This window comes from Corynebacterium axilliensis (genome assembly GCF_046097495.1).
In the GTDB taxonomy this organism is placed as follows: domain Bacteria; phylum Actinomycetota; class Actinomycetes; order Mycobacteriales; family Mycobacteriaceae; genus Corynebacterium.
Genome location: NZ_CP175768.1, coordinates 1,563,838 through 1,578,111, shown reverse-complemented (window position 1 = coordinate 1,578,111; position 14,274 = coordinate 1,563,838). Strand labels below are relative to the sequence as shown.

The following is a 14,274-nucleotide window of genomic DNA, read 5'->3' as shown; positions in this document are numbered from 1 at the left end:
AGATCGCCCCGCACATGTAGCACAGATCACACCACCGGGATAACATTCACTACACAAGCCCCGCCAGTACTCTCCACACCTCCAGGAGCACTCTGACATGACTTCTCTTCGCCATTGCCTCCTTCCTGTCCTGTGTGTCACGGCGCTCACGCTGGGTGCGTGTAGTTCCGCCGATGACAACGCGCGCGATACCGCAGACGGTTCGACGGCAGAGGAGGCTGCAGCGCAGTCACACGCCGGCGAACCTGGCTTCTCCGCGGTACCCGAAGGTGCCGCCGCGGCTGCCCCGACGAGTGAGGAGGAGTGCCACCTGGAGATACAGCTCCGGCAAACCAAGCTCAAGCGGGTCCTAGATGATAAACGGGCAGAGCTAAAGGTCAAGGGCAAGGAAGGCGAGGAAGAAGGGCGCGCGCAGCTGCTGTCCGCCACGCTTGACGTGCACCGCTACGACCCATGCTCCGAGTACAGCTATGTGGTCCTCCGCGGTACGGTGGGCAGCGACGAGGTACGCGTTCCGGTCTTCTTTCACAAGGACCAGATGCTCTCCCCGGAACACGTGATGGTCACCTCGCCGTCACTGAACATCACCCCACAGGGCGACGGCTTCAAGTTCACCTCCGAGGAAAACGAGAACCTCGCTGGCTACGAAGGCACAGTGGGCAAGGACGCCGGTGGTGCGGGCGCGGACTTCACGTCCGCTATCCGGGGAAGCGAGGAGAAGGACACATTTCTTGACGTCTCCCAGGAAGAACAAGAAGCGCCGGGAAAGGCGCCGGAGCATGTCAAGCTCGCGGGGGATACGGCCCTGCGAATGCGCCTGAAGGGCTTGGACATGGTCTGCGTCATCACGAAAGAAGACAAGAAGCTCTCGTGCTTCCGCAATGACGGCCGCCGGTGGCAAGATCTCGACGCGCCAGGCACCGAGCTGGACTACTTCGCCTTGTCCGGCGAAACCGGGGAGTTGGAGCGCTTTATCAACGGCGGCCCGGTACCGGAGCGCAACTTCCGGGAACTAGAGCCGGGAAAGTTCTACATCTTCGATAGCGCCGGGGTCCAAGGCCACATGCTGGTGAAAGAGGATGGCGCCCACATCACTATCAAGGGGGACTTTGGTACCGCCGGCGTATCCGTGATGGATGAATACATCAGCCCTACTGGAATCTCCACAGACCACTAACACCAGGGGAGAAGCCCTCCATGAAGACAACCACTAAGACCACTACGCAGCCACGCCGTACGAACTTCCTTGCCGCCCTAACCGCCGTTGTCACCGTGACGGCCGCTGCGTTGAGCTCCTGCGGTGTCCCTGACCCCAGTGACATCCCCTTCCTCGACGCGGAAGGGGACACTGCGCCGCCGAGTGCCACCGAATCCGCAGCGTCCACCGAGTCCACCGAAGAGGAATGCCCCGACGGCAAGAAGCTGGAGGAGACGGGGATTGGCCCACTGCTCAAGGAAGAGAAGGTGGAGCTCAAAGACTCCCAGGCCAAGATTGAGGGCCTGACCTTCAACAACATCTCCGTGGCGCAGGACCGCTACAACCCGTGCAAGCCGTACAGCTATATCGTCCTGGAAGGAGACGTAGCAGGGGAGCCCGCGCAGGTCCCCGTGTTCTTCTTCGGTAGCCTCATGGCCTCGGCAGAGTACCTGATGGTGACTACGGAGTCCCTGACCATCACGCCGCAGGGAGAAGGCTTTGTGTACAGATCGGAGCCCAGTGACAACCTCGCTGGCTTGGAAGGAAACGTCGGCACGCCGGGCCCGGACGGAAAGCCGGACCACAGCGGTGAGACCACTGGTCCCGAAGTGAACGTCAAGCGCCTGATTCTGCCGTACGACGCGGTCACGCGCCGCGAGATCGAGCACCTGAGTGTCCCGGCCAGCTTCCGCATCCGCACTGAAGACTTAACCATGGTCTGTTTCGTCGACGAGCAGCCCCAGCTGCTGGAGTGCGTGCGCGAGGACGGAGAGGTATGGCAGGACACTGCCTCACTCAAGGAGAAAGGCCGAATCAGCCTAGACCTGTTCCGAGTTCACCTCGACTCCGGGGAGCTGGAACGCTACACCAATAGTGAGCCTATCCCGGAGTCGGACTTCCGCGACCTGCCCTCGGGGAAGACCTACGAGCTCACCAACGGCGATACCCGCACCCACATTGACGTAAACGACAGCTACGTGAACATCAAGGTCTCGCGTGACGAAGATACGCAGCTAACGATGATGATTACCGCATACACCCTCAGCGCCCACGGTGCTAACAACGAGCCGCTCGTGGTCGACGATTCCGAGATTAAGCCGGACGACACAGACCTGCACAAGACTTAAGCGTCACATACTCCCCACCTTGGGCCTTCGGGCGGGTAAAGTGGGTGCGTATTTGGCTTCAATTACTAGGAAGTGACAAGAAAAGATGGCAGCGATCGTCATTGTGGGCGCTCAGTGGGGCGACGAAGGCAAGGGCAAGGCCACCGATATCCTCGGCGGCAAGGTCGATTACGTGGTCAAGCCCAACGGCGGTAACAACGCCGGCCACACCGTCGTGGTGGGCGGCGAGAAGTATGAGCTCAAGCTCCTTCCCGCCGGCATCCTCTCGGAGAACGCCACCCCCGTGCTGGGCAACGGCGTGGTGATCAACCTGGAGGCTCTGTTTGATGAGATCGATGGCCTGGAGGCCCGCGGTGCGAACGCCTCCCGCCTGAAGATCTCCGCCAATGCCCACCTGGTTGCCCCGTACCACCAGACGCTGGACCGCGTGCAGGAGCGTTTCCTGGGCAAGCGCGCCATCGGCACCACGGGCCGCGGCATTGGCCCAACCTACTCGGACAAGGTCGCGCGCATCGGCATCCGCGTCCAAGACATCTTCGATGAGTCCATCCTGCGCCAGAAGGTGGAGTCCGCCCTGGACATCAAGAACCAGATGCTGGTGAAGATGTACAACCGCAAGGCCATCGACCCGGATCAGATTGTGGATTACTTCCTGGGGTACCGGGACCGTCTGCGCCCGATGGTCATTGAGGCGGAGCTCGAGCTCAACAAGGCCCTAGAGCAGGGCAAGCACGTGCTCATGGAGGGCGGCCAAGCCACCATGCTGGACGTGGACCACGGCACCTACCCGTTCGTGACGTCGTCGAATCCGACGGCCGGTGGTGCGTCGGTGGGCTCCGGCATCGGCCCCACTCGTATCAAGACCTCCCTGGGCATCATCAAGGCCTACACCACCCGCGTCGGCGCCGGTCCGTTCCCCACGGAGCTCTTCGATAAGTGGGGCGAGTACCTGCAGACCACCGGCGGCGAGGTTGGTGTCAACACCGGCCGCAAGCGCCGTTGTGGTTGGTACGACTCCGTGGTGGCCCGCTACGCCACTCGCGTCAATGGCTTCACGGACTACTTCCTGACCAAGCTGGACGTGCTCACTGGCATCGGCGAGATTCCGATCTGCGTGGCGTACGACGTGGACGGCAAGCGCTACGACGATATGCCGCTGACCCAGTCGGAGTTCCACCACGCCGAGCCCATCTTTGAGACCATGCCGGCCTGGGATGAGGACATTTCTGGCTGTGAGACCTTCGAGGAGCTCCCTCAGAAGGCCCAGGACTACGTCCTACGCTTGGAGGAACTTTCCGGCTGCCGCATTTCCTACATCGGTGTCGGCCCCGGTCGCGATCAGACCATTGTGCGCCATGATGTCATGGAGGATCAGTAGTCCGGACATGCGAGCAGTATAAGTATTACTTATTTATTGGAATCCCTGATTTCTTGAAGCTGTGCCGTGCTGTAGTACGCCAGTAAGCACCAAGGAGTCGGGGATTTTTCACGTCCAACTGTAGGTAGGTGCAGGAGATTTCCCTGCATACGAGGGTGCTGCGCTGTCCACAATGTGTAAAACACCCCCATGTGGGCACCACTTTTGTGGCTGGTGTTACAAATGTGAGAATGTGATCCAACGCACAAAATATTCGGCGTGTCATGATTGCGGGTTATATGTGCTGGTTGCAGGTGTTTACATAACGATAGTTTCGAAAGCATAGTTTCGATGGGCTTTTAAGCTTGCTGTGCGGTTTCCTAAAAGTTCCAAACTGGCTAGCATATTAGGGGAGTTAACTTACTGGTCCCTGGATTCTCTGACCTCTGTCTGGGGAAGAAGATGTGAGTCGCTCTCGGTAGCGTAAGCCGGATTCCCACTTACGCGGTCACGTGTCCCTAGCGTGATCACCTCTTACAAGTCTTAAGGAAAGGACTTCTTGGTATGTCTAAGAAGCGCTTGCGCGTTACATCCAGCGCCCGTCGCCGCGGTACATCCTTCGCGGCAGCTGTCCTATCTGTCGCACTGATTGCTCCGTTCGTTCACCCTGTTGTTGCACCGCAGACGGCCGCCATGGCGTCTGCTGCAGAGCTCACTGATGCAGACGGCAACTACATTCCGGCGGCTTCCGGGCGAATCAATGACAACGGTGAGGAGGACGGCCTTCTCTATGCCGGCCTTGTGCCCGAGTTTACCAATGCACAGCAAAACAACCCGCAGTACGTCTTCAAGGTTCCGCATCTAAGGAAGGCGATTTGGAATACCGGTAAGACCCCGGAGGGGGATACGGATGCGAACGGCCAGTACATCCGATTCCGTGATGAGGCCCTCTACTCCCAGATCGCCCGCATTGAGCTGGTGGGTGAGAATGGTGACCAACAGGGTTCATTCACCAAGCGTGATCCGAAGGGCTCTGAGTGGGGACTGAAGTTCGAAAACACTAGGAACTTTCCTGGCGCATCTGGTGTCCCGTATGCTTCTTATATTCAGATCTTCTTGAAGAATGGCAAGAAGATTGAGGATCTTGGCCTTCCGGCAGAGGGTTCGCAGGTTGACTACTACTGGGTCCGTAAGGATGGTCGAATCTTCAATAACTCTGTGCAGCACGTGAACCTCGTTAGCAAGAGTCAGCTTGCGGGGAAGAACGGCATTCCCTCAAGCACTTTCGCGGGCACGGGAGAGAGTGTGTTCGGCAACAACGGTATCACTAAGCAGCTGAAGTACAACCAGGAGAACGGGTCTATTAAGTCCACCGCCACCGGCACGTTCTCGTTCTTTGATTACTCTGGCAACCGGTACTGGAACTGGATTCTTAACGAGTACATCAGCCCTGATGTAGCGAAGCACATTACCGACGTCACGGTCTACAAGTCTGATATGGAAGGCAATCCACTTAAGGGCGCGAAGAAGTGGAAGATGGACTTCGACAAGGAGACAGGGCTCGCAACTACCGCAACTCGCCCCGAACTGTCCTACGTCCCACACGGGACCGACATTGACGCAAAGACTAAGGACCAAGTGTGGGTCAACACGAGCAACATCGTGGGTTTCCCGTCTAACGCCACCGGCAGCTTTACCATCGAGTACCAGCTTGAAGAGGGCGCGGAAAACCTCGCCAATTCCCCGTACGGTAAGCGTATCGACACCACCTCCTGGATCTCGGTGGACTTTACGGACAAGTGGCCTAAGACCCTGCCGAACGACGAAAAGCAAGACGGCGGTGCTGAGCCGACGCTGCTGAGGAACACGCTCAAGTCCGACTTCCTCAACATTGCGGATTCCGATGGGGATGGGCTCACTAACGACTACGAGCGTGAACTTGGTACCGACTCGTCGGCTGTAGACACTGACGGCGATGGTATTCGCGACGATGTCGAGGTCCTTACCGATGGCACCGATCCGGTAGACGCGAAGTCCTTCAAGCCTGCTGCTCCGCAGCCGGGTGAGAAGGAAGTCCTCCCGAAGATCGATTCTTTGTCGGGCACCATTAAGCGTGAGCAGGATAAGGACACTCAGGGCAAGGACATCCCGCTGCTTGATGTCACGAATGCTGACGCCGCACCGGTCAAGATTGTCGCTGTGCCGACTGCGAAGCTGAGCGAAGACGAAGACGGCAACCTTAATTATGAGGCTGCTGACGCTATTGCCGTTGCATCGCTTGACGACGCCGCAGCTATCGAGAAGGGCGAGTTCAAATCCGGCAAGCTTGAATTAAAAGAGGGCACGGAGTACACGCTCGTTGCGGAGTCCCCGAATGGTGAGCGCACCAAGGGTGGCACGTTCAAGGCCACCAAGGATGCCCCGACCGAAGCAACCGAGACCCCGTCCATCGAGCCGGTAAAGGCTGGTGAGACCAAGGTCACTGTCGAGGCTCCTGCAGGCAGCGAGGTGAAGGTAACCCTGCCGTCTGGTAAGGAAGTCACCGCTACTGAGGATGCGGACAAGCCGGGCACCTTCACCGCAGATATTCCTGAGGGCGAAAAGCTCAAGGCCGATGACGAGATTAAGGCCGTGGCAACTGAGGATGGCAAGAAGCCGTCGAAGCCGGCAACCGTAAAGGTTACGGCTGCGGACGCACCGAAGCCGGAGAATCCAACCGACCCTGAGACTCCTGAGGCCGATAAGACCTACGGCGTTGACTACCCAGCGCTGGAGAACCTTGCCGTGGACGGCGAGAACGCCACCTCTAAGGTTTCTCCGAAGCTGACTCTCAACGGTGAGCCCGTGGATACCTTGCCTGAGGGATCTAAGTTCACGGCGGATACCGCCAATGCACCTGGCGGCACAAAGGTGACCTTCGATGAGAACGGTGCTGCAACCATCACCGTTCCGAAGCAGGAGCCAGGCGCTCCAGCTAAAGTTTTTGAGCTGCCGGTTACCGTTACTATCGATGGCGAAGAATTCACCGACACCATCGTTGTTCAGGTCCCAGCTGGTGATGAGAAGCCGGCTCCTAAGGATCTGGTCGTTGACAAGATTCAAGGCCAAGAGACCTGGTCCGATGAGGCCATTGACCCGATTCAGGTCGCAGCCACCAACGCCGATGGTGCGGAGCTGTCCAACCCCAAGTACGAGCTCGTTGGTGCACCTGAGGGAATCGCCATCGATGAAAACGGCAAGATCACCGGTACCCCTGCTTATAACAAGGACACCGCTGACATTGTGACCGAGGACGGCAACGCTGTCTACAACGTGACCGTCAAGGTCACTGATGGCGACAGCACCGGTACCCAGACCTTCCCGCTCGTGGTCAAGGACGCCACTGCAGACTCTGACAATGATGGTCTGACGGACAAGCAGGAAGCCGAAAAGGGTACCGATCCGAAGAAGGCCGACACTGATGGTGATGGTCTGACCGATAAGGAAGAGGTTGACGGCTCCAAGAACAAAGGCGAGTCGACCAATCCGACCAAGGCCGACAGTGATGAAGACGGCGTTAACGACGGCGACGAGGTCAACAACACGGACGCCGACGGTAACCCTGCCCCCACCGATCCGAACGATGCGGATGATAAGCCGGCAGGTCCGCAGGTAGCTGTCGACGAGTCCTCCAAGACCCCGGTGGAGCCGACTGATGATGAGCAGTCGACTGGTGTGAAGGTGGAGAACCCGACGGGTAAGACCACTGTGACCGCCAAGGATGAGGACGGTAAGGGTGTTCCTGCCAAGATTGACCCAGAGGCCGGTGAAATCCTCGTTACGCCGGGTGAGGGCGTTGATGGCCCGATTACCGTGACAGTTGAGGATCCGTCTCTGGACCAGCCTGCTACTGCTGAGGTTGCGGTTAATGGTCACGAGAAGGACCAGGATGACAACAATTCCGAGCCTGCGAAGGACTCTGATGGTGACGGTGTCTCCGATGAGCAGGAAGCTGCTGACGGTACTGACCCGAACAAGGCCGACTCCGATGACGACGGTCTGACTGACGGTGAAGAGAAGAAGCTCGGGACCAATCCGAATGAGGCTGACTCCGACGGTGATGGTGTCAACGATGGTGATGAGGTCACCGATGGCACCGATCCGCTGAAGGCTGACACTGATGGCGACGGCCTGAAGGATGGTGAGGAGAAGGACAAGGGTACTGATCCTCTTAAGGCCGATACCGACGGTGACGGCTTGTCGGACAAGCAGGAGCTGGATGGTTCCGAGAACACCGAGCACGGTAACGAGCCGACGGATCCGACGAAGGCTGACTCCGATAAGGACGGTCTGACTGACCGTACTGAGATTGAAATCGGTACGGACCCGAACGTGGCGGATACCGACGGTGACGGTGTCAACGATGGTGATGAGGTCAAGGCTGGTACGAACCCGACCGTGAAGGAGGAGACTCCTGAGGAGCCTGCGAAGGACTCGGATGGTGATGGTGTCACCGATGAGCAGGAGGCTGCTGATGGCACCGATCCGAACAAGTCTGATTCTGATGGTGATGGCCTGAGTGACGGTGAGGAGAAGCAGCGCGGTACTGATCCGAATAAGGCTGATTCTGACGGCGATGGTGTCAACGATGGCGACGAGATCACCGACGGCACTGATCCTCTCAAGTCTGATTCCGATGGCGATGGCCTGAATGATGGCGAGGAGAAGGAGAAGGGTACTGATCCTCTTAAGGCCGATACCGATGGTGATGGCCTTTCCGATAAGGACGAGCTGGACGGTTCGAAAAACACCGAGCACGGTAACGAGCCGACGGATCCGACGAAGGTTGACTCCGATGGCGATGGTCTGACTGACCGCACGGAGACCGAGCTTGGCACCGATCCGAATAAGGCTGATACCGACGGCGACGGCGTCAACGATGGTGACGAGGTCAAGGCCGGCACCAACCCGAACGCGAAGGAAGAGACTCCTGAGGAGCCTGCGAAGGACTCGGATGGTGATGGTGTCACCGATGAGCAGGAAGCTGCTGACGGCACTGACCCGAACAAGGCTGATTCCGATGGCGATGGGCTGAGCGACGGTGAGGAGAAGGAGCGCGGAACCGATCCGAATAAGGCTGATTCCGACGGCGATGGCGTCGAGGACGGCCAGGAAGTTAAGGACGGCACTGATCCTCTCAAGGCTGACACTGATGGCGATGGCCTCAGCGACGGTGAAGAGAAGGAGCTGGGTAGCGATCCGACCAAGGCTGACACCGATGGCGACGGCCTGACGGATGCCGAGGAGAAGGATAAGGGTACTGATCCTGCCAAGGCCGATACCGATGGTGATGGCCTCTCCGATAAGGAAGAGCTCGACGGTTCCAAGAACACTAAGCACGACAACGAGCCGACGGATCCGACCGAGGCTGACTCCGATGGTGATGGTCTGACTGACCGCACCGAGATTGAGATCGGTACGGACCCGAATAAGGCTGATACCGACGGCGACGGCACCAACGATGGTGATGAGGTCAAGGCCGGCACCAACCCGACGGCCAAGGACGAGCCTGCTCCCGAGCAACCTAAGGTTGCCGTCGAGGGCGCTGACAAGCCAAACACCGTTAACCCGACGGACGACGAGCAGTCGACCGGTGTGAAGGTGGAGAACCCGACCGGCAAGACCACGGTGACCGCCAAGGATGAGGACGGCAAGGCCGTTCCGGCCACGATCGATCCGGACACCGGCGAGATTCTCGTTACCCCGGGTAAGGGTGTTGATGGTCCGATTACTGTGGCGGTGAAGGATCCCTCCCTGGATGAGCCTGCAACCGTGGAGGTTCCGGTCACTGGCCACGAGAAGGGCAAGGACGACAACGGTTCCGAGGACACCGGCGGCGTGACCCCGACCGACCCGTCCGAGGAGCCGGCGAAGGATTCCGATGGTGATGGTGTCTCCGACGAGCAGGAGACTGCTGACGGTACCGATCCGAACAAGGCCGATTCCGATGGCGATGGCCTGAGCGACGGTGAGGAGAAGGAGCGCGGTACTGATCCGACGAAGGCTGATTCCGACGGCGATGGTGTCGAGGATGGTCAGGAAGTTAAGGACGGCACCGACCCGCTGAAGTCTGATTCCGATGGCGACGGCCTGAAGGATAGTGAGGAGAAGGAGAAGGGTACTGATCCTCTTAAGGCCGATACCGATGGTGATGGCCTCACCGACAAGCAGGAGCTGGACGGTTCCGAGAACGGCAAGTACGGCAATGAGCCGACCGACCCGACCGAGGCTGACTCCGATAAGGATGGTCTGACTGACCGTACGGAGACCGAGCTCGGCACCGACCCGAACGAGGCCGACACTGATGGAGACGGTGTCAACGATGGTGACGAGGTCAAGGCCGGCACCAACCCCACCGTGAAGGAGGAGACCCCTGAGGAGCCTGCGAAGGATTCCGATGGTGATGGTGTCACCGATGAGCAGGAAGCTGCCGACGGTACTGACCCGAACAAGGCTGATTCCGATGGTGATGGGCTGAGCGACGGTGAGGAGAAGGAGCGCGGAACCGATCCGAATAAGGCTGATTCCGACGGCGATGGTGTCGAGGACGGCCAGGAAGTTAAGGACGGCACCGACCCGCTCAAGTCTGACACCGACGGTGACGGCCTGACGGACGGCAAGGAGAAGGAGAAGGGTACTGATCCTCTTAAGGCCGATACCGATGGTGATGGCCTGTCGGACAAGCAGGAGCTGGACGGTTCCGAGAACGGCAAGTACGACAACGAGCCGACGGATCCGACGAAGGCTGACTCCGATGGCGACGGTCTGACTGACCGCACGGAGACCGAGCTCGGCACGAACCCGAATGAGGCCGACACTGATGGCGACGGCGTCAACGATGGTGACGAGGTCAAGGCCGGCACCAATCCGACCGTGAAGGACGAGTCCTCCCAGGAGGAGCCGAAGACCACGGTCGAGGGCGCGGATAAGCCCGCCACGGTGAAGCCGAACGGCACCGAGCAGTCCACTGGCGTGGAGGTCTCCAACCCGGCAGGAACGACGGTGTCCGCGGTCGATAAGAAGGGCGCGAAGGTCGATGCCCGCATCGATGAGGACGGCGACCTGGTCGTCACCCCGGGCGAGAAGGTGGAGGGCCCGATTACGGTCACCATCACCGATCCGGACCTGGACGGCGGCAAGACCACGGTGGAGGTCCCGGTAGAGGACCAGACCCGCGTACCGGAGATCAACCCGGTGACCGAGGGGGATACCACCATCACGGGTACTGCTAAGCCGGGCGCCGAGGTCACGGTCACCATCACGGACAAGGATGGTAAGGAGAAGCTCAAGGGTGAGCCGGTAGACGTCGATAAGAACGGCGAGTGGAACCTGAAGCCAGCGGTAGGTGTTGCTGCGGGCGATAAGGTCACCGTGACGGATTCCGAAGGTAACGAGAAGTCTGTTGTCGTCAAGGGAACTGACGCCCCAGAGCCGACCGACCCGACCGACCCGACGGAGCCGTCCGACCCGAGCGATGGCAACCAGGCGAAGGGCTCGTCTGAGCGTTGCTTGGCTACCGGCCTGGGTGCTGGTATTCCGCTGCTGTTCTTGATTCCGGTTGGTCTGGCTTCCCAGCTCAACATTCCGGGTCTGAAGGAGTTTATGGCACCGATTGATGGTCAGATTCAGGCGCTGAATACTCAGCTGCAGAAGCAGGCTGGCATCTTCCAGGGCCCGCTGGCTGGTCAGGCTGCTGCGTTTGATGCTCAGCTGAAGCGCTTCGGCATCAACGCAGGCTCCATCGCGCTGGTTGCTGCTGGTGCGCTGGCTATTGGTCTTATCGCTGATGCCTGTGCCCCGGGCGCTGGTTCTTCGGATGGTTCCTCTGAGGGTTCTTCCAAGTAAGAAGCCCAGCGTGAGGTAACCGAGCGCTAGACGGCCCCCTCCCACACCGACAACGACGGTGCGGGGAGGGGGCTGTGGCGTTTGGGGGAGGGAAGGGGACGTCGCCAAGCAGTGCAGCGTAGAAAGTGTGAAATAATCGGGGAATGACTATTGCAGGCCATATCGGAACCCCGCTGACTGGAAGCGCCACCAAGGTGCTGCTTCTCGGGGCGGGTGAGTTGGGCAAGCAGCTCGTCGTAGCCTTCCAGAACCTGGGCCTCGAAGTTCACGCTGTGGACCGCTACGCCGGGGCGCCGGCGCAGCAGCTCGCGCACTTTAGCTACATCGCGGACATCGGGGACCCGGCCAAGGTGTGGGAGCTGGTGCAGCGCATCGGCCCGGACTACGTGGTGCCGGAGGTGGAGTCCGCCTCCGTGGAGGCGCTGCTGCGCATCGAGGAGGAAACGCCGGCCGTGGTTGTGCCCACGGCGCGGGCCTGTGAGCTCACGCAGTCGCGGGAGAGCGTGCGTGCGGTGGCGGAGAGCATTGGCCTGCCGGTCACGGCGTACACCATTGCGGAATCCCCGGAACAGCTGCGCGCGGGCGTGGAAGAGCTGGGGTTGCCGTGCATTGTGAAGCCGGACGTGACCACGTCCGGCAAGGGCCACGTCCTGCTCAGGGACGCCGACGACATCGATGAGGCCTGGGCCATGGTCCGCCGCGTGTCCTCGGACCACAAGCGTGTGGTGGCGGAGCGCTTCGTGGACTTTGACTATGAGGTCACGCTCCTAGCGGTGCGCTCCATCGATCCGGCCACGGGTAAGATGGCCACCTGGTTCAGTGAGCCCATAGGTCACCGCCACGAGCATGGTGACCTGGTGGAGTCCTGGCAGCCGATGGCCATGAGCGAGGACGCGCTGGCCAACGCCCGCTCTGTCGCCGCGCGCATCTCCAACGAGTTGGGCGGGCGCGGCGTGTACGGCGTGGAGCTCTTCGTGGCCGGCGATGACGTGTACTTCTCCTCCGTGTCCCCGCGTCCGCTGGATACGGCGATGCTTACGGGCTACACGCAGCGCTTCTCTGAGTTCGAGTTGCACGTGCGCGCCATGCTGGGCTTTCCCATCGACGTCACGATGGTCTCCCCGGGTGCGTCCGTCATCGTCCATGCAGACGCCGAGCTTGCCGACGTCTCTTTCGCCGGCCTCGACCACGCCCTCTCCTACGCGGAGACTGACGTGCGCCTCTTTGGCAAGCCGGACGCCTACGCTGGCCGCCGCATGGGCATGGTGTCCACGACCGCGGAGGACGTCGATACCGCTCGCGACAGGGCCGCTCTGGCGGCCGCGAAGATACACGTGGTCCCCACGCCGGGTGAGAACGTGCAGGGCGATGTGCAGGCTATAAACCCGGTGGGGACCTCCATCCCAGACATCGAGGTCCTGGAGGTCCGGGAACCGGTCATCGATGTCGACCCGAAGCTCACCCGCTCCGCCGACGACTAAGCGGGGAAGTACATAAGCGGAATTTATAGTCGGGGGTAGTTGCCCGGGGGTGGACGTACGCTGGGGTTTTAAGCGGTCACGCAATGGTGCGTGGCCGCTTTTTCGCTGTGTGTGACGCCGCCGACGGCATGCGGCGGGGTCTAGCTCTGTCCAGTGAAGAATTAATAAGAACATGCGTTCTACAGATCTTACGGGCGCAACTTTGTGGGCGCGTGAACCTTTAATGGGGATCGAATCCATTAGAGAGGGGTACTTTGTTTCCCGAATGAGATAACTAGTTGACGGTGGAATAAATAAACCCCAGCTGAAACTGAAAACTTACCTAAGAATTGCGTCTGGGCGCTGGGGTCCTGCGCGGGGGGGAGGTAAGAATATTAATGAGAATAACCCTGGGTTAAAAAGTGGACCATGTGGCGAACGGGTGTTCTATATATGCAAGGAAAAGGTGATACCAACAGTCTTTACCTGCGGATTTACCCGAAAGACGCCGATATAAGTGGACCCTATAGAGGAACAACAATCTTGCTGGTTCCTGTGCATGATGATAATCTACTGAGTGGACTGTAAGAGATAATCGAGAGTCTGAGGTAATTTCCGGAGGTCAGAACGGAAATACCACGTAAAGATTTCAGATTACAACAGCGATCTGTCTGCAAACTGCAGAAAAAATTGTAAGTATTTGAAACGCTCGAAGAGGAAACGATGAGTAGATTAAGGAACATCTCCAGAGAGGGGGGGATGGTCTTTACCGCAGTGCTTGCTGCCATTGCGGTCATTGCTGCCATGGTCACCGTTCCCTGGGCGAAGGCGGGGGCTGCGGAGCCTACCGACTTCGAGCCCAATAGTGACTTGGGCACGCTTACGAATGACGTCAACCATACTGGCACTGACACTAAGTGGGGTGCCTTGGTGTGGGCTGGTGCAAACACTGATGTCGGTGAGGGGTACCAAGGCTCCGCTGAAAGTAACGTTGGTTGGGCTTGGTGTATCGACCCTGTTGCGGTTACTCCGCTGAACCAAAAAGTCACATACCTGCAAAAGGATGCGGAAAAGCTTCAGGTAACCGAGTATCGTGACTCGGTTTTTAATGTTGCTACCAAGATGCAGGAAGCCCTTGATGCCGGTGATGCGCAAGCCGCTGCGAACTATAACGTGTATCTGGCTGCTCTCGTGGGTAAAAACTTCTCCGATAAGACCGCTGCAGCCCAAACAATTACCGGTCGAAGC

The 14,274-nt window shown here is 59.3% G+C and carries 5 protein-coding genes; all 5 read left to right on the top strand.

Features of this window, described 5'->3' with window-relative positions; all coding sequences use genetic code 11:
* The first annotated feature begins 97 nt into the window (after positions 1-97).
* The 5 genes from ACKFR8_RS07640 to purT all read left to right on the top strand — a co-directional run bounded on the left by ACKFR8_RS07640 (position 98) and on the right by purT (position 13,047).
* Entirely contained in the window at positions 98-1,177 is a 1,080-nt protein-coding gene (locus tag ACKFR8_RS07640) for a hypothetical protein (RefSeq protein WP_306507312.1), read from the top strand.
* A gap of 20 nt (positions 1,178-1,197) precedes the next feature.
* On the top strand, positions 1,198-2,325 hold the full coding sequence (locus ACKFR8_RS07635; protein ID WP_408929662.1) for a hypothetical protein: 1,128 nt from the start codon (positions 1,198-1,200) through the stop codon (positions 2,323-2,325).
* An 85-nt stretch (positions 2,326-2,410) separates the two neighbouring features.
* Positions 2,411-3,703, top strand: a complete 1,293-nt coding sequence (locus ACKFR8_RS07630; protein ID WP_306507310.1) for an adenylosuccinate synthase — start codon at positions 2,411-2,413, stop codon at positions 3,701-3,703.
* A gap of 543 nt (positions 3,704-4,246) precedes the next feature.
* Entirely contained in the window at positions 4,247-11,566 is a 7,320-nt protein-coding gene (locus tag ACKFR8_RS07625) for a hypothetical protein (protein WP_408929661.1), read from the top strand.
* Positions 11,567-11,709: 143 nt separating this feature from the next.
* Entirely contained in the window at positions 11,710-13,047 is a 1,338-nt protein-coding gene (purT, locus tag ACKFR8_RS07620; RefSeq protein ID WP_408929660.1) for a formate-dependent phosphoribosylglycinamide formyltransferase, read from the top strand.
* Positions 13,048-14,274 lie beyond the last annotated feature (1,227 nt).

Excerpts from the sequence above, each read along its gene's own strand:
- ACKFR8_RS07640 (WP_306507312.1), top strand. The coding sequence starts at position 98 with ATGACTTCTCTTCGCCATTGCCTCCTTCCTGTCCTGTGTGTCACGGCG.
- ACKFR8_RS07635 (WP_408929662.1), top strand. The coding sequence starts at position 1,198 with ATGAAGACAACCACTAAGACCACTACGCAGCCACGCCGTACGAACTTC.
- ACKFR8_RS07630 (WP_306507310.1), top strand. The coding sequence starts at position 2,411 with ATGGCAGCGATCGTCATTGTGGGCGCTCAGTGGGGCGACGAAGGCAAG.
- ACKFR8_RS07625 (WP_408929661.1), top strand. The coding sequence starts at position 4,247 with ATGTCTAAGAAGCGCTTGCGCGTTACATCCAGCGCCCGTCGCCGCGGT.
- purT (WP_408929660.1), top strand. The coding sequence starts at position 11,710 with ATGACTATTGCAGGCCATATCGGAACCCCGCTGACTGGAAGCGCCACC.